This window comes from Kibdelosporangium banguiense (genome assembly GCF_017876405.1).
Taxonomy (GTDB): Bacteria; Actinomycetota; Actinomycetes; order Mycobacteriales; family Pseudonocardiaceae; genus Kibdelosporangium; species Kibdelosporangium banguiense.
The window spans coordinates 699,391-719,244 of sequence record NZ_JAGINW010000001.1; the positions used below are offsets into that span (position 1 = coordinate 699,391).

Annotated in this window: 22 protein-coding genes; 11 read left to right on the forward strand and 11 right to left on the reverse strand. The window is 66.2% G+C overall.

Annotation, left to right across the window (positions count from 1 at the left end; translation table 11 throughout):
• Position 1 precedes the first annotated feature (1 nt).
• The 4 genes from JOF56_RS03320 (at position 2) to JOF56_RS03335 (ending at position 3,098) form a co-directional block, all read left to right on the forward strand.
• Positions 2-1,456 (forward strand): carboxylesterase/lipase family protein, encoded by a 1,455-nt coding sequence (locus JOF56_RS03320; RefSeq protein ID WP_209634250.1) that lies wholly within the window; start codon positions 2-4, stop codon positions 1,454-1,456.
• 70 nt (positions 1,457-1,526) lie between these two features.
• Positions 1,527-2,135: a hypothetical protein gene (locus JOF56_RS03325; RefSeq protein ID WP_209634252.1), complete on the forward strand. Its 609-nt coding sequence runs from the start codon at positions 1,527-1,529 to the stop codon at positions 2,133-2,135.
• Between the two features lie 17 nt (positions 2,136-2,152).
• Positions 2,153-2,641 (forward strand): SigE family RNA polymerase sigma factor, encoded by a 489-nt coding sequence (locus JOF56_RS03330; protein WP_209634254.1) that lies wholly within the window; start codon positions 2,153-2,155, stop codon positions 2,639-2,641.
• Positions 2,634-3,098 (forward strand): hypothetical protein, encoded by a 465-nt coding sequence (locus JOF56_RS03335; RefSeq protein WP_209634256.1) that lies wholly within the window; start codon positions 2,634-2,636, stop codon positions 3,096-3,098. Before JOF56_RS03330 ends, JOF56_RS03335 begins: the two co-directional genes overlap by 8 nt.
• A 225-nt stretch (positions 3,099-3,323) precedes the next feature.
• Here the strand turns inward: JOF56_RS03335 and JOF56_RS03340 are convergent, their stop codons facing one another.
• From JOF56_RS03340 to JOF56_RS03375, 8 genes are all read right to left on the reverse strand, one after another.
• Entirely contained in the window at positions 3,324-3,884 is a 561-nt protein-coding gene (locus JOF56_RS03340; protein WP_209634258.1) for an acyltransferase, read from the reverse strand.
• A complete protein-coding gene (locus tag JOF56_RS03345; protein WP_209634260.1) occupies positions 3,881-4,957 on the reverse strand; it encodes a DegT/DnrJ/EryC1/StrS family aminotransferase in 1,077 nt (358 codons plus the stop codon). Before JOF56_RS03345 ends, JOF56_RS03340 begins: the two co-directional genes overlap by 4 nt.
• Entirely contained in the window at positions 4,954-5,589 is a 636-nt protein-coding gene (locus tag JOF56_RS03350; protein ID WP_209634262.1) for an acetyltransferase, read from the reverse strand. The genes JOF56_RS03345 and JOF56_RS03350 overlap by 4 nt, the downstream gene beginning before the upstream one ends.
• Positions 5,586-6,704, reverse strand: a complete 1,119-nt coding sequence (locus JOF56_RS03355; protein ID WP_209634264.1) for a DegT/DnrJ/EryC1/StrS family aminotransferase — start codon at positions 6,702-6,704, stop codon at positions 5,586-5,588. Before JOF56_RS03355 ends, JOF56_RS03350 begins: the two co-directional genes overlap by 4 nt.
• Positions 6,701-7,663 carry an NAD-dependent epimerase/dehydratase family protein gene (locus JOF56_RS03360; protein ID WP_209634266.1) on the reverse strand — a complete coding sequence of 321 codons (963 nt, stop codon included), beginning with the start codon at positions 7,661-7,663 and terminating at the stop codon, positions 6,701-6,703. The genes JOF56_RS03355 and JOF56_RS03360 overlap by 4 nt, the downstream gene beginning before the upstream one ends.
• Positions 7,663-8,682, reverse strand: a complete 1,020-nt coding sequence (locus JOF56_RS03365) for a Gfo/Idh/MocA family protein (RefSeq protein WP_209634268.1) — start codon at positions 8,680-8,682, stop codon at positions 7,663-7,665. The genes JOF56_RS03360 and JOF56_RS03365 overlap by 1 nt, the downstream gene beginning before the upstream one ends.
• Before the next feature lie 147 nt (positions 8,683-8,829).
• The gene (ligD, locus tag JOF56_RS03370; protein WP_209634270.1) at positions 8,830-9,768 is read right to left on the reverse strand and encodes a non-homologous end-joining DNA ligase; all 939 of its coding nucleotides are present in this window, start codon (positions 9,766-9,768) and stop codon (positions 8,830-8,832) included.
• A 10-nt stretch (positions 9,769-9,778) separates the two neighbouring features.
• On the reverse strand, positions 9,779-10,294 hold the full coding sequence (locus JOF56_RS03375; protein WP_209634272.1) for a TetR/AcrR family transcriptional regulator: 516 nt from the start codon (positions 10,292-10,294) through the stop codon (positions 9,779-9,781).
• Positions 10,295-10,371: 77 nt separating this feature from the next.
• Here JOF56_RS03375 and JOF56_RS03380 point away from each other — a divergent pair, with 77 nt between their 5' ends.
• Entirely contained in the window at positions 10,372-10,830 is a 459-nt protein-coding gene (locus JOF56_RS03380; protein WP_209634274.1) for a nuclear transport factor 2 family protein, read from the forward strand.
• A gap of 123 nt (positions 10,831-10,953) precedes the next feature.
• On the opposite strand, the gene JOF56_RS03385 is transcribed toward JOF56_RS03380, so the two are convergent.
• Both JOF56_RS03385 and JOF56_RS03390 read right to left on the reverse strand, forming a co-directional pair.
• Positions 10,954-12,525, reverse strand: a complete 1,572-nt coding sequence (locus tag JOF56_RS03385; protein ID WP_307854901.1) for an alpha/beta fold hydrolase — start codon at positions 12,523-12,525, stop codon at positions 10,954-10,956.
• A 299-nt stretch (positions 12,526-12,824) separates the two neighbouring features.
• Positions 12,825-13,772: a ketopantoate reductase family protein gene (locus JOF56_RS03390; protein WP_209634276.1), complete on the reverse strand. Its 948-nt coding sequence runs from the start codon at positions 13,770-13,772 to the stop codon at positions 12,825-12,827.
• Positions 13,773-13,870: 98 nt separating this feature from the next.
• Between JOF56_RS03390 and JOF56_RS03395 the strand changes: the two genes are divergently transcribed.
• The gene (locus JOF56_RS03395) at positions 13,871-14,446 is read left to right on the forward strand and encodes a TetR/AcrR family transcriptional regulator (RefSeq protein WP_209634278.1); all 576 of its coding nucleotides are present in this window, start codon (positions 13,871-13,873) and stop codon (positions 14,444-14,446) included.
• Positions 14,447-14,466: 20 nt separating this feature from the next.
• Here JOF56_RS03395 and dinB read toward each other — a convergent pair whose 3' ends face one another.
• A complete protein-coding gene (dinB, locus tag JOF56_RS03400) occupies positions 14,467-15,660 on the reverse strand; it encodes a DNA polymerase IV (protein WP_209634287.1) in 1,194 nt (397 codons plus the stop codon).
• A 104-nt stretch (positions 15,661-15,764) separates the two neighbouring features.
• On the opposite strand from dinB, the gene JOF56_RS57605 reads away from it, so the two are divergent.
• From JOF56_RS57605 to JOF56_RS03420, 5 genes are all read left to right on the forward strand, one after another.
• Positions 15,765-16,172, forward strand: a complete 408-nt coding sequence (locus JOF56_RS57605; protein ID WP_245378131.1) for a VOC family protein — start codon at positions 15,765-15,767, stop codon at positions 16,170-16,172.
• Positions 16,169-17,095: an RNA polymerase subunit sigma-70 gene (locus JOF56_RS57610; RefSeq protein ID WP_307854902.1), complete on the forward strand. Its 927-nt coding sequence runs from the start codon at positions 16,169-16,171 to the stop codon at positions 17,093-17,095. Before JOF56_RS57605 ends, JOF56_RS57610 begins: the two co-directional genes overlap by 4 nt.
• A gap of 65 nt (positions 17,096-17,160) precedes the next feature.
• Positions 17,161-18,672, forward strand: coding sequence for a carboxylesterase/lipase family protein (locus tag JOF56_RS03410; RefSeq protein ID WP_209634291.1), 1,512 nt, complete (start codon positions 17,161-17,163; stop codon positions 18,670-18,672).
• Positions 18,673-18,690: 18 nt separating this feature from the next.
• A complete protein-coding gene (locus tag JOF56_RS03415; protein WP_307854903.1) occupies positions 18,691-19,452 on the forward strand; it encodes a HipA family kinase in 762 nt (253 codons plus the stop codon).
• A complete protein-coding gene (locus tag JOF56_RS03420; protein WP_209634293.1) occupies positions 19,436-19,810 on the forward strand; it encodes a DUF3037 domain-containing protein in 375 nt (124 codons plus the stop codon). Before JOF56_RS03415 ends, JOF56_RS03420 begins: the two co-directional genes overlap by 17 nt.
• Positions 19,811-19,854 lie beyond the last annotated feature (44 nt).

Sequence of the window (19,854 nt, forward strand, 5' to 3'; positions counted from 1 at the left end):
CATGGCATCCACGACCGTGGACACCCGCCACGGCGCCGTTCGCGGCGCCGTGGCGGGCGGTGTGATCGCTTTCAAGGGCATCCCGTATGCCGCACCACCTGTTGGGCCGAACCGTTTCCTTCCTCCTCAGCCTGTCGTGCCATGGACAGGTGTCCGCGATGCCACGCGATTCGGCCCGACAGCACCAAAAGCTCCGTATGCCCCGCCGCTTGACGCCCTGATCCACGAGGTCGACGTTCCCGGCGAGGACTATCTCAACCTCAATGTCTGGACGCCGGACCTCAGTGGGCGGCTGCCCGTCATGGTGTGGATCCATGGCGGGGCCTTCGTCAACGGGTCGGGGTCCGCGTACGACGGTTCGGCGTTCGCGCGGGACGGCGTGGTGTGCGTGACGTTGAACTATCGCCTTGGCACAGATGGGTTTCTGTACTTCGAGGACACTGCGAACCGGGGCCTGCTGGACCAGGTCGCGGCGCTGCAGTGGGTTCAGGACAACATCGAGGCGTTCGGCGGCGATCCGGGTCAGATCACGGTCTTCGGTGAGTCGGCCGGCGGGATGAGCATCGGCATGCTGCTGGGGATGCCCAAGGCGACAGGGCTTTTCCACCGGGCCATCCTGCAGAGTGGTGGGTCGCAGCACGCGGTCGGGCCCGCCACCGCCGAGAAGCTCAAGCTGGCGCTCGCCGGCAAACTCGGTGTGGCACCGACAAAGGAAGGGTTCTCAGCCGTCCCGACCGAGCAACTTGTTGTCGCGCAACAGCAACTCCGGGGCGCTGTTGCCATGCAGCCGGATCCCGGCCTGTGGGGTGAGGCCGCGCTGACGATGTTGCCGTTCGCGCCGGTGATCGACGGTGACACGATTCCGGGCCCACCGAACGAGCACTTGGCCGAGGGTGTGGACATCCTGGTCGGCTCGAACTCTGACGAGTTCCGGCTCTACGTCGTGCCCAACGGCGCGTTCGACTACATCGGCGAGGAACGGCTGAACGCCGCGTTCCGCCAGTTCGGGCTGGATCCCGTCGAGGGCAGAGCCGTGTATCAGGCCAGCCGGCCCGGTGCGGCGGCCAACGAGTTGTTCTGCGCGGTGTTCACCGACTGGCACTTCCGGATTCCGGCGATCCGCATCGCTGAGCGGGCGCGGACCGCGTACATGTACGAGTTCGCTTGGCAGGCGCCGACTTTCGACGGCAAGCTCGGTGCTTGTCACGCTGCCGACATCCCGTTCGTGTTCGACAATCTGGACGACAACCTGTTCGAGAACCTGCTCGGCCCGCACCTGCCGCAGCACTTGGCCGACACCATGCACAGTGCGTGGGTTTCCTTTGCCACCCACGGAAACCCCGGTTGGTTCCCCTACGAGACGGGCAATCGCAGCACAATGCGGTTCGACATCGAGTCCGAGGTGGTCGTGCACCCTCAGGCCGAGGAGCTCGCGCTCTGGGAAGGGGTCCGCTAGCAGGACCGGAACCCCATCGGGCCGGGCGGTGTAGATACATCGCCAGGTCTTTCTACCTTTGGGGATTGCCATGCGCCGGTTAGTGCTGTTCGTCGCCGCTCTGTTCCTGCTACTCGCAACGCCCGCGTCGGCCGGCGGCCCGACCAGTGTGCTGATCACGTCGCCGACCGAACAGCGCGCTGCCGCTCTGTACATGTACCAGTCCAGTTACAGCGAGTTAGGGTCGGCGATCGGAACGGGCCAGCCCATGGCCGACCCGCAGGCGCCGATGTTGCACGGAACCCCGGGAAGCAGTGCGATCAATGTGACCTGGCTGATCCATGACGTCCAGGTCTGGCGCGTGGACCACATCTTCCTGAGCGCCACCGACGGGCCCTGGATCGAGACATACGAGTCGTATGAGGGCGTGAAGTTCGATCAGCGGGGCGTCGTGCATCGTCCGGCGAATGCATCGAAGCTCACCGAGCTGCTCACCGAGATCCTCGGTGCACCCGATCAGAGCAAAGCGCAGCCGGCTCGGACCATTGTCACGTCGTCTGCCCCCGCGGCTGCTCCCCCGCCGGGCATTCAATGGACTTCGCTGGTCATCGGCATAGTCGGCGGCATGGTGCTCGCCGTGTTCGGCCGCGTGGTGGTCGGCGTGCTGCGGCGCAAAACTCCTGTCAACCCGGTTGGGTAGGTCCGCGTGTTAGATGCATGCGGGATGTGGCTGAGCTTTACCGCCAGGAGTGGCACGGGCTGCTGCGGCTGGCCGTGCTGCTCACTGGGGACCGGGGTCAGGCCGAGGACCTGGTGCAGGACGCCTTCGTAGGTCTGCAACGCCGGTTCCACCGGCTCACCGACCCAGTCGGCGCCATCGGCTACCTGCGGGTTTCCGTCGTGAACGGCGCCCGTTCCGCACAACGACGGCGCATTGTGGCGTGGCGGCATCAACGAGCGGCCGAACCCGACGGCCAGCCACCCCTCGACGCCGAGCTGCTACTGGCCGAGGAACACCGGGAAGTGCTCACTGCGGTTCGCCGATTGCCCCGACGTCAACAGGAGGTATTGATCCTCCGCTACTGGGCCAACCTCTCCGAGGCCGAGATCGCCGCAACCCTCGGCGTCTCCCGCGGCACCGTGAAGACCTGCGCATCCCGCGCACTGGCAACACTAGGCGACCGGTTGGGAGTTCGTCATGCTTGAGGATCGTCTCCGGGACGCCTTCACCGCCCTCGCCGATACAGCCGACTCCCCACCTCCCGGCCTACGGCATCCGGCCAGCCGCGCCCCAGCCATCGCAGCCGCAGCCGCAGTCCTGGTCATCGGAGGAGGCGCATGGTTCGCATTCCAACCAGAACCCGTCCAGATCACCCCGGCTCCTGCTCAGACCACCGCGCCAACCACCACGCAGCCACAGCCGCCCGTGCTCCATTTCCAGCTCTACACCCACTGCGGAGTCGACGAAGCCCTGATCGGAAGAACCTTCTACGAAGCGGAAACCCCCATCCCCGGCCCCCCGTCCGACTGGGGCAACCCCTACCAGGCCGGCACCATGACACTGACCTCACCAACAGAGGCCGTCTTCCAGGACGACCTCGGCCACAAGGTCAAATTCCGAGCCCGCCCAGGCGCCACAGCCTTCAAACGCATCTGCAAGTAACACACGCGCGGTGACCTGCTTGGCCTCCGGCCCCCGGTTTCCAGCTTAGCCGATAGGACCGATAGGGACTGTCGCGATTGGATCTGGTTGTGGATGGGTGGGGCTGCTGTGGACAACAGCTGGGTTTGGGGCGCGGGACAGCGGAACTTGTCGGTGCTCCCCGGTAGGCTGGGAATCGGGGGGCCGGAGGCTGCGCTGGGTGGGCGCTTGGGCTTGGCGTGCGCGTCAGATTGCTTTGAGGCCTTCGGTTTCCGATATCAGTCTGTGTTCGGTTTTGCAGGCGGGGCAGCGGAGGTCTGGGTCCAGGCGGGTGGCGCAGCGGCAGACCCAGCCTTTTTGGGTGGCTGGGTTTCCGGCTGTGAAGGCGTGGGCGGGGACGTCGCGGGTTACGACTGAGCCTGCGCCTATGAATGCGTCGTGGCCGATGGTTGTGCCGCAGACGACTACGGTGCCTGCGCCGAGGGTGGCGCCGGAGCGGACGACGGTTGGGAGGAGGGCGTCACCGCTGAGTTTTTGGTGGGCGCGGGGGCGCATGTCGTTGGTGAAGACCACGTTTGGGCCGAGGAAGACGTCGTCCTCGCAGGTCACCCCGTTGAAGAGCAGCACGTTGTTCTTCACGGTCACGTTGTTGCCCAGGACTACTTCGCTTTCGACGAAGGCTCCGTCGCAGATGTTGCAGTCGCGGCCGATGCGGGCGCCCTTCAGCACGTGGGCGAAGGCCCAGACCCGGGTCCCGGAGCCGACGTCCGTACTCTCGCAGAGGCCTTGGGGGTGCACGAATGTCATGCCAGAGCTCCGATCAGGGCCTCGACGACACGGTCTTGCTGGGCGCGGGTGATGCCGGGGAAGATCGGCAGGCTCAGGATCTCGCCGGCCACCAGCTCAGCGTTGGGGAAGGACCCGTCTGTCGCGAACGGCGCGGTCTTGTGGATCGGGGTCGGGTAGTGGATGGCCGCGCCGACACCGTTGGCGCGCATTGTGTCGTGGACGTGGTCACGGTTGGGCACGCGGACCACGTACAGGTGCCAGACGTGCGTGTTGCCGGGGAGCACCTGCGGGACTTTGACTCCGGCGATTCCTCGGAGCAATGAGGTGTAATACTCCGCAGCCTCGGAGCGTTCGGTGTTCCATGCCTCAAGGCGCCTCAGTTTTGCTTGCAGGACAACGGCTTGCAATGTGTCCAGGCGGCTGTTGAAGCCCAGGGTGCTGTGGACGTACTTGGCCGCCGAGCCGTGCTGGGACAGCAGACGCACTCGGTCGGCGAGGTCGGATGAGTTTGTGGTCACCGCGCCTGCGTCGCCGTATGCACCGAGGTTCTTGCCTGGATAAAAACTGGTGCCGGCGAGGTGGCCGAGCGAGCCGGAAACCGCACCGTTTCGGGTCGCGCCCTGAGATTGGGCGGCGTCCTCGACGATGAACACGTCCTGGTCGAGGAGGTCCTCGACGGGGGCGATCTGGCCGTAGAGGTGGACCGGCAGGATGGCTTTGGTGCGTGGGGTGAGTGCGGCCAGCGCTGCCTTGGTGTCGATCAGGAAGCTGTCCGCATCACAGTCCACAAAGACCGGTGTGGCTCCGGCCCTGGCGACGGCTTCGGCAGTGGCGATGAACGAGTTCGCGGGCAGAATGCACTCGTCGCCTGGACCGATCTCCAGGGCACGCAATGCGAGTTCCAATGCGTCCGTACCGTTTGCGACGCCGACGCAATGCGCCACGCCACTGAAGGTCGCGTAGGCCTGCTCGAACTCGGCGACCTGAGGGCCGCCGACAAAGGCGGTCCTGGCGAACACCTCTTCCCAGCCCACCGCGACTTCGGCCGCCACCTGGGCGTGCTGGATGGACAGGTCGACTGGCGGAATCATCGCGTCCCCTCGGAAAGTCGCCGGGCCGGGACACCGGCCCAAATCTGGTGTGCGGGTACGTCCTGCAGCACGACCGAGCCCATGCCGACGAGCGCGCCCTCGCCGATGGACAGTCCCTCGCGTACCAGGGCTCCACTGCCCAGATACGCGGTCTCCCCCACCGAGACCGCACCGGCGAGCGCGACGCGCGCGGCGAAGGTCACGTAGGAGGAAATCCGGTCGTCGTGGGTGATCGTCACGTGCGGCATGATCACCACGTGCGAGCCAATCTCCTGCGGCGCGGTCACGACCACAAAGGCGAGCAAGATGCAGCCTTCGCCGATGGTGGTTCCGGCGGCGATGCTCGCAGTCGGGTGCACGACCGTCGCGTACCGCGAGGCCGGCAGGCCAAGGCGGGCAACGATCTTCTTGCGGCTGGCCTGGTTGGCGGTGCTCGCTGTGCAGATCACGACCTGGGCATCCGGATGGTCGAAGATCACGTCCAGCGGGCCGAGCACCGGCACACCGTCGATCTCGGTGCCGTGCAGGGCCGGATTGTCGTCGACGAACCCCAGGATCTTCCAGTCCTGCCGGGCGGCGGCCAGGGTCTCCCTGGCCAGACCGCCCGCGCCGACGAGGATCAGTGAGTTCATCGCAGGATCTCGGCCAGTGTTGTGACCACTGTGTCCTGTTCTGCCTCGGTCATCTGGTGATAAAGCGGCAAAATCAGGGAACGGCTGGTCAGGTACGAGGTCACGGGAAGGTCCGCTGGCGTGCTGTATGCACGCTCCAAATGGGACGCCATGATCCCGCGCCGGGCTGAGATTCCCCGTGCCAGCAGGCCTTCCAGCACATCGACCACGGTCCCCTGGTACGCGTCCGGCAGGACCACCCAGAACGACTGGTAGTTCGTGGTGCCGTACTCGGGGTCCGATACCCAGCGCAAACCGTCGATCTCAGCGAGCAATTTGTGATACCGCTCGGCGAACTCACGCCGCCTGGCGATCACTTCAGCCAGTTTGGCCAGCTGGACCAGCCCGATCGCGGCCTGGATGTCGGTCATCCGGAAGTTGAAGCCGACTTCTTCGTACTGCTCCAGCTTCACGCCGGACGACGCGTGCCGGTCGGCCGCGGACATGCTCATCCCGTGCTCACGCAACCGTCGCAGCCGGACTGCCCACTCGGGATTGGACGTGGTGAGCATCCCGCCCTCACCAGTCGTCAGCAGCTTGCGTGGGTGAAACGACCACGCAGCAAGCGAAGCGCCCGCACTTACCGGCTGACCACGATAGGTCGAGCCGGCCGCGCAAGCCGAGTCGTGCACCAAAGCGATCTGCTTTGCCGCGCACAATGCTTCCAATACCTCGACATCAAAAGGCACGCCGCCCTGATGCACTCCGATCACTGCGGCTGTGCGCGGCGAGAGCACTGCGGAGATTGTCTCCGGGGTCAGGTTGCCGGTGTACGGATCAACGTCGGCGAATACCGGGATTGCACCGACGTACTTCGCTGCGTTCGCCGTCGCAATGAACGAGAACGACGGGACGACGACCTCATCGCCAGGACCGATGCCCAGGAGGTGCAATGCGAGGTGCAATCCGGTCGTACAGGACGAGATTGCCACGCCTTGCTCTGAGCCGGCGAAGGCGGCAAAGGCCTTCTCGAACTCGGCGACCCGAGGACCTTGAGCGACCCAACCGGACCGGACCGCCTCGGCAGCGGCCTCGGCTTCCTGCTCACCCAGCCAAGGGCGGATGACTGGGATCATCTCTGCGCCCGCCACCAGGAAACCAGTGAGGCCAGGCCGTCCTCGAGGGTGATCGACGGCGTCCAGCCCAGATCCCGTTCGGCCGCGCCGATGTCCGCCAGCCGCCGGGTCACGCTGTTGACCGAACGCGCCGGGCCGAACTCCAGCTCAGCTGTCGAGCCCATCACCTTCTGCAAGGCCTCCGCCAACTCCAGCAACGACGTTTCCGTTGCGGTGGCAATGTTGTAGACCTGGTCGGTGACATCTGCCCGCGCTGCCAGGACATTGGCCCGCGCGATGTCCTCGACGTGCACGAAGTCCATGGTCTGCAGGCCGTCGCCGAGCACCAGGGGCGGTTCGCCCGCCTCGATGCGCTCCATCCAGCGGATCAGCACCTCGGTGTATTTGCCGTGCGCGTCCATCCGGGGCCCGTACACATTGAAGTACCGCAGGGCAATGTAATCCAGATCGTGCATTGCCTTGAAGCTGCGCAACATGCCTTCGTTGAACGCCTTCGCGGCGCCGTAGAAGGTGTCGTTGTGGTACGGGTGGTGCGATTCCGTGGTGGGGAAGGAATCCGCCAGGCCGTAGATCGACGCCGACGAGGACGCCACGACCTTCGCCACGCCCGCCTCGACGGCCGCTTCGATCACGTTGAAAGTGCCGTCCACCAGCACTTCCAGTGCCGTGCGCGGCTCGGCGGCGCACTGGGTGATCCGCAGTGCGGCCAGGTGGAAAACGACGTCCTTGCCCGCAGTGAGCTTGTGCATCAGCTCCGCGTCCCGGATGTCGCCCTCGACAAGTTCGATCTTCTCCGGCGCCCGCTCGAACGCGGTACCCAAGTTGGCCAGCGTGCCACGGCTGAGGTCGTCGACCACGACGACCTGGCTCGCGCCCGCGTCCAGCACCTGGTCGACCACGTGCGAGCCGATCGTGCCCGCACCACCGGTCACCAGGATCCTGGTGTCGGTCAACTCCATCAGAGGTGTCCTCCGTTCACAGGCACGAACGTACCGCCGGCGGCGATGCTGGCCGACGCGGCTTCGAGCTGGGCGAGCACGCGCAGGCCCGACCGCCCGTCGGTGAGCGGTGCACGCCCTTCAATGATCGCCGCGGCGAACTCCGCCATTACCGCCCGCAGGGCCTCACCTGTCGGCAGGGCCGGCGCGACCATGTCGCCGATGCGGTAGGAAACCCGCTTGGCCTCGGGATTCTCCGACCAGTCCACGCCCCGGTCGTACACCGCGAGCGGCTGCGTCGGGTCGAGGTCGTTCCACACTGCGGTACGCCGGGAGCCGCCGATGATCGTGGTCCGGATCTTGGTCGGTGACAGCCAGTTCACGTGCGCGTGCGCAATGGCGTCGTTCGACAGCTTGATTGAGAGGTACGCCACGCACGCGCGGCCCGCGTTGATCGGGTCCGAGCCGTGTGCGGCCACCGCGACCGGCGTGACGCCGGGCGGCAGTATCGAGTCCAGGATGGACAGATCGTGCGGCGCGAGGTCCCACAATACGTCGATGTCGGGTTGCACCAGGCCCAGGTTGATGCGCACCGAGTCGACATACTGGAGATCACCGAGCTCGCCGTCGTGCACCAGTTTGCGTAACCGCTGCACTACCGGCGTATAGCAGAACGTGTGGTCCAGCATGAGGACCAGGCCACGCTCCTCAGCCGCGTTGACCAGCTTGAGACCGTCTTCGTACGAGGACGCCAACGGCTTTTCGACCAGCACGTGCTTGCCCGCTTCGATGGCCGCGAGGGCCACTTCGAGATGCGTGCCGGCCGGCGTGGCCACGGCAACCGCCTCGATCTGCGGGTCTGCCAGCGTTTCGGCGAGCGAATCGGTGGCTTTCACTGTGCTGTAACGGCCCAGGACCTCCTGCGCGCGGGCGACGTTGAGATCGCACAGCGCCCTGAGGTGAAACTGCGGGGTCGCCTGGATGTTGCGCACCAGATTCGGGCCCCAGTAACCCGCTCCGATGACGGCCACACCAACCATCGAGATCCTCTCCAGGTTCTCTCCCGCACCTGTGGGGAGCTACCCTGCAATCGCCTCGACACCCCTGTGGCATTACACGTTCCGTCACGACATCACCCTGTTCATCTCCCACTCACCGAGCGGTCACCAGGGTTGGAGCTTTCCGACCTACTCGCCGTCGGGTGCTTCGAGTTTGTCGCGATCCGCCCATTCCAGCAGGGTTTCCAGGGAATGGGCCTTGTCATCGATGGTGGAATGCAGATCCCCCAGCCGGGCGAACCGGTCGGGCACAGTCTCGATGGTGAAGTCGCTCGGCTCCACCGAATCGATCTCGTCCCATGTGATCGGGGTCGACACAGTGCCCTCGGGATTGCCACGAACGGAGTAGGCACTGGCGATTGTGTGATCGCGCGCGTTCTGGTTGTAGTCGACGAACAACATCGCCGGGTCGCGGTCCTTGCGCCACCACGTGGTGGTCACGTCATCAGGGGCACGGCGTTCGACCTCTTTGGCGAAGGCGAGCGCGGCCCGGCGGACGTCCGCGAAGCCCCAGCGCGGCTCAATCCGGACATATACGTGCAAACCCTTGCCGCCGGACGTTTTCGGATAACCGGCCACGCCCAGCTCGTCCAGCACCTCGCGCACCACATGCGCGACGTCGCGCACCCGGGAGAACGGGCAGTCGGGCATCGGGTCGAGATCGATCCGCCATTCGTCGGGCTTCTCGGTGTCCGCACGGCGCGAATTCCACGGATGGAACTCCACTGTGGACATCTGGACCGCCCAGATGACACTCGCCAGCTCGGTCACGCACAGTTCGTCGGCGGTCCTGTTGTAACGCGGGAACTTGATCCGCACAGTTTCCAGCCAGGGCGGGGCGCCGTTCGGAACGCGTTTCTGGTGCACTTTCTCACCGGCCACACCGGACGGAAAACGGTGCATCATGCATGGCCGCTCGAACAGCGCGCGGACAATGCCGTCGCCGACCGACAGGTAGTAGTTGACCAGGTCGAGTTTTCTCTCGCCGCGGGCAGGGAAATACACCCGGTCCGGGTTGGAGATCCGGACCGTCCGGTGGCCCACCTCTAGTTCGATCGCGGACGCCATGGCAGAGAACCTAGCCGGAAATGAGCGCTTTCGCTGCCGCCTTCGCAGGCCAGGCCACGTCCGGGTCCTTCATCACGGCCGCGACCGTGATGGCGCCGTCGATCAGCACGAGGATCTGGTCCGCCAACTGGTCGCTGTCCACCAGCCCACGGATGTAGATCTTGAGCTCGCGCTTGTGGTGGCGGGCGATCTCGGTCACGGCCGGGGAGGTCGCACCGAGCTCACCGAAGGAATTGATGAACGCGCACCCGCGGAATCCGGGCTCGGAGAACCAGGCGTGCAACCAGTCGAACACTGCGAGCACCGGCGGGGCGTCCGCTCTCGCGACATAGCCGGCGAGATTGTCGCGCCAACGCTTGTCGCGGCGCTCCAGATATCCGGCGACCAGGGCTTCCTTGGAGGCAAACAGCTGGTAGAGGCGTTTGAGGGAGACGCCGGACGCGGCGCGGATCTCGTCCATGCCGACCGCCTGGATGCCGCGGTCGTAGAACAACGACTCCGCCGCGTCCAGTACCTGCTCGTTCATCACCACTCCTAGCGCCCGAGAACGCTCGTTCTCTAGCATACTGGAGAACGAGCGTTCTCCCGGAAAGGAGCCGAGGCGTGACGGCACGACCACCGTTCCCACCGTTCGACGAGCAATCGGCGCGTACCAAGGTGCAATCCGCCGAAGATGCCTGGAACACACGCGACCCGGACCGCGTGTCGCTCGCGTACACCGAGGATTCGATCTGGCGCAATCGCGACCGGTTCGTCACCGGCCGCGACGAGATCGTCAAGTTCCTGACCCAGAAGTGGGAGCGCGAGCTGGACTACGCGCTGCGCAAGGAACTTTGGGCGTACCAGGGAAACCGGATCGCAGTGCGGTTCCAGTACGAGTCCCACGACGCCGACGGCCAGTGGTATCGCTCATACGGCAACGAACTCTGGGAGTTCACCGAGGAAGGCCTGATGCGCCGGCGTGAGGCCAGCATCAACGACCTGAGGATCACCGAGTCGGAGCGCCGCATCTTCGGGCCCCGGCCGCAAGAGGAGCACGGCGTGCCGTTCCCCTTGCAGTGACAACCCCGGTTCGCCCCCAATGCCACATTGGGGGCATCGGACGTCCCCAATGTGGCATTGGGGGCAAAAGGGAAGGGCCCCTCGTGAGCAGCCAGCAATCACGAGGGGCCCTGGCTCTTTCTCCTAGCGGCGGATCAGCGCGCGACCGGCTCCCTGCACTGACAGGGACTTCGCGGCGGTCGTGGCCGTGGGAGTCGGCTGCGGCACCGGGTCACACCGCAGGTCGGATCGGCGGCCTGGCTTGCGGGCCGGCAGCTTGCCCGAGGTCAGGTAGTCGGCGATCGCGTCGTCCGTGCAGGCCACGCCGTTGAGCGAGCCGGCGTGCGTGGTGCCGCCGACGCCCTCGATCAGGGCCGAGTGCGGGTAGCGGCTACGAACCTCCAGGCCGCCCTCGAAAGGCGTTGCGGCGTCAAGGGTTTCGCCGATCAGCAGCAGGCTGCCGACCTTGCTTCCGTCGATCTTGACCGGCTTGGCCGCCTTGGCGCCCCAGTTCAGACAGGGCGCGTTGAACCAGGCGTTGGCCCACGTCTCGAACGGCGCCCGGTAGTGCGTGAACCAGTTGTCGATCTGCCACTTCGTCCAATTGGTCGGCCATTGCACGTCGGTGCACTGAGTCGCCAGGTAGATCGCGTAGCCGTTGTCCGCGCCCGGGCCCACCGGGTTGCCGTCCTGATAGAGCTTCTTGATCTGGCTGATGTCCCCATTGTGGATGTACGTGGCGAACGCCTTGGCGATGTTGTCCCAGCCGAAGACGTAGTAGCCGGCCTGCAGGAACGCGTCGGTCAGCTCGTCCGGGCCGACGCCGTCGGCCGGGGTCTTACGCAACTGGGCCTGCTTGGCGTAGAACAGCTTCTCGATGTCGTCGCCGCTGGTGCCCAGGTGGTAGCTGGCGTCGTTCTTGGCGAGCCAGTCGAAGTAGACCTTGATGTTGCGGTCGAACGCGACGTCCTGGTCGAGGTTGGCGTCGTACCAGACGCGACGCGGGTCGACCGTGCCGTCGAAGATCATCCGGCGGACCCGGTTGGGGAACAGCGAGCTGTAGACCTGGCCGAGGTACGTACCGTACGAGAAGCCGTAGTAGTTGATCTGGTCCCGGCCGAGCGCCTTACGGATGCTCTCCATGTCATTGGCGTTGTCGGTGGTCTTCAGGTGCTGGATCAGCTGGGGGTTGGCCTTGGTGCACGCGTCGGCGTAGCCCTTGGCACGCGCGAGCCAGGTCTTCTCCAGCTCACGGGTTTCCGGCACGTAGTACGGCCGGTTCAGGCTGGTGTAGTTGCCGTCGCAGGTGAGCGCGGGAACGCTCGACCCGACACCGCGCGGGTCGAAGCCGATCCAGTCGTACGCCTCGCCGGCCTGGTCGGGGACGAACTCGCCCAGCCGTGACAACGTCAGGCCGGAGCCACCCGGACCGCCCGGGTTGACCAGCATGACGCCCTGGAACTTGTCGTCGCTGACCTTGTGCTTGATCCGCGACACGGCGATCTTGATCTTGGTGCCGCCGGGCCGGTCGTAGTCCAGCGGGACCTCGAGCAGACCACATTCGGCGCCCCGGCTCGCCAGTCCGGCGTTGGCGCACTTGCCCCACGGGATCGGCGCGGGGTCAAACCCGTGCTTGTCCGGTGCCGCATTCGCCGGATTCGCGACGCTGGACAGCGCCATACCGGCGGCGACGACCGTCACCACGATTCTCTTCACGTTCGGCTTCCCTCTCGTTCCCCCACTGGCCCTACGGACGAGGGGATTCTGCAACGCGAACACAGAAAAGTGAACCACCGAAAGTACGTGTCCATTTTCTCCGCAGTTCGCGCAGGTAGAGGCCTCGCCAACATCCGGACAAACCTCACGTTCACCCGATCAGGGCCGGTAGAAACGCCCAATTGAGGCCGGAATTGATGACATCCCCCAAATCGCATCATCAACCGGCAAAGCGTATAAGCCCGGCATTTTGTTCTGTGACAGTCGATGTTTTCCGGCAGCGGAACCGCAGAGACCTTTCAGCAGGCGAAGGTCGGTTCCGCCGCTTCCAGTCGCGGCACCGCGATGCCCAGCCGTCGCGCCTCGGCCAGGGTGTCCCGGCAGATCTCACGCGGCTCCTCGGCGTCGGGGTCGGAGTGCGCCACAAGACTCACGCGCGCGGGCGCGACATGAGCAGTCAGCCAGGCGAGCACAGGGGCCGTCAGCCAGGTGGGCGCCCGGAACAGCAGCACACCGCCCCGGTGACGTCGCAGGTCAAGGCCGCGTGCCCGCAGGAGCGGCAGCAGTTCGCGGCCGGCCAGCAGCGCCTCGCGCAGGTCGCCCGTTTCCCCGGCCAACTGGGACAGGGAACCCAGCCGCAGGCCCTGCGAGAACAGGCCGGCGTCCGACACGAAATGGACCCACAGCCAGCCGCGGAAGTCAGGCTGCTCCTTGAGCCGGAGCCCGGCCTCGCGAAACGCCTGGCGCACGGCCCGCTCCCGGTCGGTCGGGGGCTGGCCGAGGGTGCCGAAGATGACCGACCGCAGCAGCGCCCCACGCAGCACGCCGTCCGCGTCGAAACCGCCACCGGCCTGGGGAAAGCCCCAGGCGACCTGGTCGACAGGCAGGGCGCCGATCGCGGCCGGCGGCTCGGTCCAGATGTTGCCGAAGACCAGCACCGTGGCCTGGCCGACACGCGGGGCCAGGAAGGCCGTCGCCTCCGCGAGGCGGTGGTGCGGCACGCTGAGCACGATCAGATCGAAGTCGTGGTCGGTCTCCAGCGCCTCGCGGTAGCGCACCGGCCACTTCTCGACGACGCGCTGCCCCCACACCCGGCGCCGCATATCGAACAGGTCGAGGTCCACTGTGTCCCCGTACGTCGCCGCGCGGCCCGGGCGGACGTAGAACTCGATCTCATGCCCGGCCCGTTCCAGGACCCAGCCGTAGATGGTGGCGATCACGCCCCGGCCGAACATCAGGATCTTCACACTGCACCTCGTCGGGGTACGATCGATATCGTTTTGGAGACTATCTCCACTTTCCAAAATATGGAGGTCATCTCCATTTGTCAACAAGGGGGTAGCCCATGACCGCCGACAAGCCGCTGCGGGCCGACGCCCAGCGCAAACGCGAGGCCCTGCTCGCCACGGCCCGGGAGATCTTCGACGCCGGAGACTTCTTCGACCTGCGCTTCGATGACTTCGCCCGCCTGGCCGGGGTGGGCACAGGCACGCTGTACCGCCACTTCCCCACCCGGGAAGCACTGGCCGAGGCGGTCTACCACGGAGAAGTCGCCACGCTGCATGACCACGCCCGCCAGCTCCAGGCCACGCTGCCCGCGGCGGAGGCGTTGGCGACCTTCCTACGCGGCATGGTCGACCACATCGATGCCCACCAGGGCCTCGCCCGGACGCTGGCCACGCTCATGGCCACGCGCTCGGACGCGCTCACCGAAGGCAGCCGGGCGCTGGAGCAGGCCGTCACCGACCTGGTGGCCGCCGCCATACAGGCGGGCGCCGTTCGCGACGACGTGGACGCCGGTGCCGTGATGATGGCACTGCACGGCATCGGCGCGGCCCACGACCGCCCCAACTGGCGTGCCGAGGCCGACGGCGTCATCACCCTCGTGCTCGACGGCCTGCGCTCAGGAAAGCCTTCCTGAGCAGGGAAACTGGACACCTGTCATTCCGGCAGCATCGGCATCTCGATCCCGGGATCCCGGCCGAGCAGCTTCGCCCTGGTGACCAATGCAGACCCGAACTTGTCGCGCACGCTGTCGAGCGTCCGGTCCAGGGCGTTGTGCACGTTGTCGTCGAACGGAAGCACGAGCTGGACGGCATCGGCATCGTCCAGATTGGCCACTGAGATCCCGACCAGGGTCAGCCCTTGCTCTTCGATCAGTGGCATCGCCTTCGTCACCAGCACGCGCAGCGCACTCAGGATCTCCTCGGTGGCGGACGTCGGCTGCGCCAGGGAGTGCGACCGCGACGCCCGCGTGAAATCGCCGAAACGTAGCCGCAGGACGACTGTGCGGCCGACACGGTTGGCCGCACGTAGCCGTCGGCTGACGCGATCGACTAACGCGACGACGGTCGCGTCGATCTCGTCGGGCGTGTTCAGGTAACGGCCTGACGCTCGTTGCGCGCCCATCGAGCGCCGACGACGCCCGACCTGCACGGGCCTGGGGTCGTAGTTGTGCGCGAGCGCGTGCAAGTGACGGCCGAGGGCGCGGCCGAGCATCGAGACCAACATGGACTCGGGCAGATCGGCCACGTCGCCGACCTTCGCGATGCCGTGCTCCCGCAGTTTGGCCGCGGTCACCTTGCCGACGCCCCACAGCCGTTCCACCGCCAGCGGGCGCAGGAAATCCAGCTCCCCGTCGGGTTCCACGATTAGCAGACCGTCTGGTTTGGCCACTCCACTCGCGACTTTGGCCAGGAACTTCGTCCGCGCCACGCCGACCGTGATCGGCAGGCCGACCGTGCGCAGGACCTCCGCGCGCAAACGTTTGGCTATCTCGGCCGGGCTGCCCGCGATCTTGCGCAGCCCGCCGACGTCCAGAAAGGCCTCGTCGATCGACAGGCCCTCGACCAGCGGAGTCGTGTCGCGGAAGACCTCGAAGACGTCCTTGCTGGCCTTCGAGTAGGCCGACATCCGCGGCGGCACGACAATCGCCTCCGGACACAGCCGCAGCGCCCGCGCACCACCCATCGCCGTGACGACTCCACGCCGCTTGGCCTCATAACTGCAGGCCAGCACGACGCCGCCGCCCACGATCACCGGCCTCCCCCGCAGCCGCGGGTCGTCACGCTGCTCGACCGACGCGTAGAAGGCATCCAAGTCGGCGTGCAAGATGGTAGCACCGGTCACGAACATATGTTCGCATACTCAAAGTCATCGCGGCATCGATGAGTTTTCCGGCGTGCCGTCGTTTCACGTGTTAGACCGACCAACACAACACACTCTCCAAGGAGATCACGATGGACTGGAAGCTCGAGGTCGTGGTGGTGCCGGTGACCGACATCGACCGGGCGAAGGCGTTCTACACCGACAACGCCGGCTTCACCCTGGACGTCGACTTCAGCGCGGGCGAGGACTTCCGGATCGTGCAGCTGACCCCGCCGGGGTCCAAGTGCTCGATCACCCTGATGCGCAACGACGAGTACGCCGGGCACATGATGGGCCTGCAGGTGGTCGTCAACGACATCGACGCCGCGCACGCCGAGGCCAAGGGCCGTGGCGTCGAGGTCGGCGAGATCCACTGGTACCAGGACGGCGTGCCCACGCCGGGCCACCATCCGGAGCGCGCGGACTTCGGCACCTTCTTCGCGTTCGACGACCCGGACGGCAACAAGTGGCTGATCCAGGAAGTCGGCAAAGTCCAGTGATCCAGTTCGAACAACACCGGCGTGAGCTGCACGTTCACTGCTACCGGATGCTGGCGTCCTTCGACGAGGCGGAGGACGCCGTGCAGGAGACGTTCCTGCGGGCGTGGCGCAGCCGCGAGACGTTCGACGGCAGCGCGCAGTTCCGGGCCTGGCTGTACAAGATCGCGACCAACACCTGCCTGGACCTGATCCGGCGGCGATCGCGGCAGGTCCAGGTGATGGAGTCGTTCGCCGAGGTGCCCTGGTTGCAGCCGTACCCCGACAAGTTGCTCAACGAGATGGCGCCCGCGCAGGACGAGCCAGACTCGGTGGCGGTGGACCGGGAGACGATCGAGCTGATGTTCATCGCCGCCATGCAGCTGTTGCCGGCCAGGCAACGGGCCGCGTTCATCGCGCGGGACGTGCTGGACTGGTCGGCCAAGGAAACGGCAGCGCTGCTCGAGACCAGCGTCGCGGCGGCCAACAGTGCGTTGCAGCGGGCCCGCGTCACCATGCAGGAGAACCTGTCGCGGGAACGTGGGGAATGGACCGCGGCTGAGCTGAGCGACGAAGAACGGGACCTGCTGGCGAAGTTCATCGACGCGCACGAACGGCTCGACGCCGAGGCGGCCATCGCGATCTCGGCGAAGGACATCCGCGTCACCATGCCGCCGTTGCCTGCCTGCTTCGACGGGCTGGACAGGGTCAAGACGCTGATGGACCGTGCGTTCGGGCCGGAGCGTGACGGCGACTGGCGGCTCGTTCCGACGCTGGCCAACCGGATGCCGACGGCCGCGAGTTACCTGCGCCGGCCTGGGGATACCCAGTTCCGTGCGTTCAAGTTCGACGTCCTGCGGACACGGGACGGCAAGATCGCCGAGATCACCACCTTCGGCTCTGGGATGTTCGAACACTTCGGCCTCGCCGAAATTCTCGGCGAGTGAATGTCGATCCGGCGCCCGCCGGATCGACGCACTGGTGTCAACGCAGTCAACGAAGGGGAATGACCATGCGCAAAGGCTTACTGACGCTCGTCGTCACAGGCCTGCTCGCCGGGTCCACTGGGATGGCCTCCGCTGGCGAGAACGGTGTCGTGTGGACGGACGCAGGCCCCATCCGGGGCACGGTCGCCACAGATCACCAGCTGTACCAAGGAATTCCGTTCGCCGCACCACCAGTCGGCGAGCTGCGGTGGCGTTCACCGCAGCCCGTCCAGCCGTGGTCTGCCGTCAGAGACGCAACAAAGCCCGGCGGCGCCTGCGCTCAGACAAACGGCGGCGTCGCCGCGACCGACAATGAGGACTGTCTCTATCTGAACGTGACCACGCCTTCGCGGCACGGCCGTAAGCCGGTCATGGTGTACCTGCACGGTGGTGGCAACAGCTACCTGACCGCTGGCGGCATCAACGGCGCGCGTATCGCGACACAAGGCGATGTCGTTGTGGTGACCACGAACTTCCGCCTGGGCTTCTTCGGCTTCCTCGGCCATCCCGGATTGCCCAACTCGGGTGCTTACGGAATCGAGGACCAGCAGGCGGCCCTGCGTTGGGTGCAGCGCAATGCGGCGGCTTTCGGCGGCGATCCGGGCAATGTGACCGTGTTCGGTGAATCCGGCGGTGCGTTCGACGTATGCGCACAGTTGGCTGCGCCTGGGTCGCGGGGTCTGTTCCACCGCGCTATCGCGCAAAGCGGCGGCTGCTCGATCACCTGGCCTGCCAACGGGGTGGTCCACGGGTTCCCGGCCAGCTCGCCGTGGATCGCCAAGGCCAAGGCGGAGGCCGACGGCGTCGCGCTGGCGACCCAGCTCGGCTGCTCTACTGTGGACTGCCTGCGGGCGTTGCCGGCTTCGGCGTTCACCGCCATCGAGCGTGGGCCGACACCGGTCGTGGTCGGCAACAAGGTCCTGCCGATCCATCCGGCTGAGGCGCTGGCGCAGGGCAGGTTCAACCATGTGCCGGTGATCTGGGGCAACACTCGCGACGAGGCCAGGCTGACCGCCGGGCTGATTCCGCCCCCGTTCGACTACCACGGCCTGCTGGTCCAGGCATTCGGCGACGGCAAGGCCGCACTGGTCGAGGCCGAGTATCCCGCCGGTAGGTACGGATCGGACCGCCTGGCATACGCCGCCGCACTGACCGATGGTGTGTGGGTTTGTGCCCAGCTCGCGGACGACCGGCTGCTGGCTCGCCGCGTTCCGACCTACGGCTACGAGTTCGCAGACCGGACCGCGCCCTCGGGTTTCTTCAAGGACATGCTCCCGCCCGGTTTCCCGGCCGGTGCGTTCCACTCCTCGGAGCTGCCGTACCTGTTCGACACACCGCTGTTCGATCTGAACGCCTCGCAGCGCACACTCTCCGACCAGATGATCTCCTACTGGACGCGCTTCGCCAGGACAGGCAACCCGAACGGACACGGCCTGCCGTACTGGCCCAAGAACACGGTCCAGTCGCTCGCGCCGGACGCCATCAGGCAGGTCGACGCCTACCAGGAGCACAACTGCGGTTTCTGGGCCGGTTTGTAGGGCTGCGATGATCTGCGCGTGGAACTTCGTACCGTCGAGGCGACTCGATATGTCACCCCGCTGCGTGAGGGCGGCTCGCTGCCAGGCCTGATCGAGGCCGACGACCTGGGGATGTACGTGCTGAAGTTCCGTGGCGCCGGGCATGGGCTCAAGGCCCTGACGGCCGAGATCATCGTGGGCGAGCTGGCCCGCAGGCTGGGGTTCCGGGTTCCGGAGATCGTCTTGGTGAACCTGGACCCCGCGCTGTCGAAGGCCGAGCCCGACCAGGAGGTGCAGGAGCTGCTGGCCACCAGCGGCGGGCTGAATCTCGGCTTCGACTACCTGCCCGGATCGTTCGACTTCAACCCGGTCATCCGTGATCCGGGTGCTGAGCTGGCGTCCCGGCTGCTGTGGCTGGACGCGTTGACGTTGAATGTGGACCGCAGCTGGCGTAACCCGAATCTTCTGCTGTGGCATCGTGATGTCTGGCTGATCGACCATGGCGCGGCGCTGTACTTCCACCACAACTTCCGGCCTGGTTGGAAACCCGCTGACAGCTACCGCTTCGACGCACACGACCACGTGATGCTGCCCGCCGCCGGGCCGCTTTCGAACTTGGACGTGACCTCGCAGATGCTCACCGAAGTGCTGGAGCTGGTACCCGACGACTGGCTCGAGTCCGACGGGATCTTCACCGCCACGCAGGCCAGGGCCGCGTATCTGGAGTTCTTCGAATCGCGGTTGGCGCACGCGTCGTCGTGGCTCAACGACTTGGAGGCCGCTCGTGCCGCACGTGTTTGAGTACGCGGTGCTGCGGGCCGTCCCACGCCAGGACCGCGGCGAGTTCATGAACGTCGGCGTGCTGCTCTACTGCGCGCCCCAGGACTTCCTGCGCTGCAAAACGCAGGTGATCGACGACCGGCTGCGTGCCCTGGATCCGGAAATCGACCTGGATCTGTTGCACGACAGCCTGCGGCTGTGGTGCGGGGCCTGCGACGGCTCCACCACCGCCCAGGTGAAAACGACCTCGCTGGGCCAGCGGTTCCGCTGGCTGACCGCACCCCGCAGCACACTGCTGCAGACCTCGCCGACGCACACCGGCTTCACCGAGGATCCGGCCGGGGAACTAGACCGGCTGTGGCAGGCACTGGTGCTCTGACCAGCATAAAGAGACGCGCTCACCAAGCTGGAGGACTCGGTGAA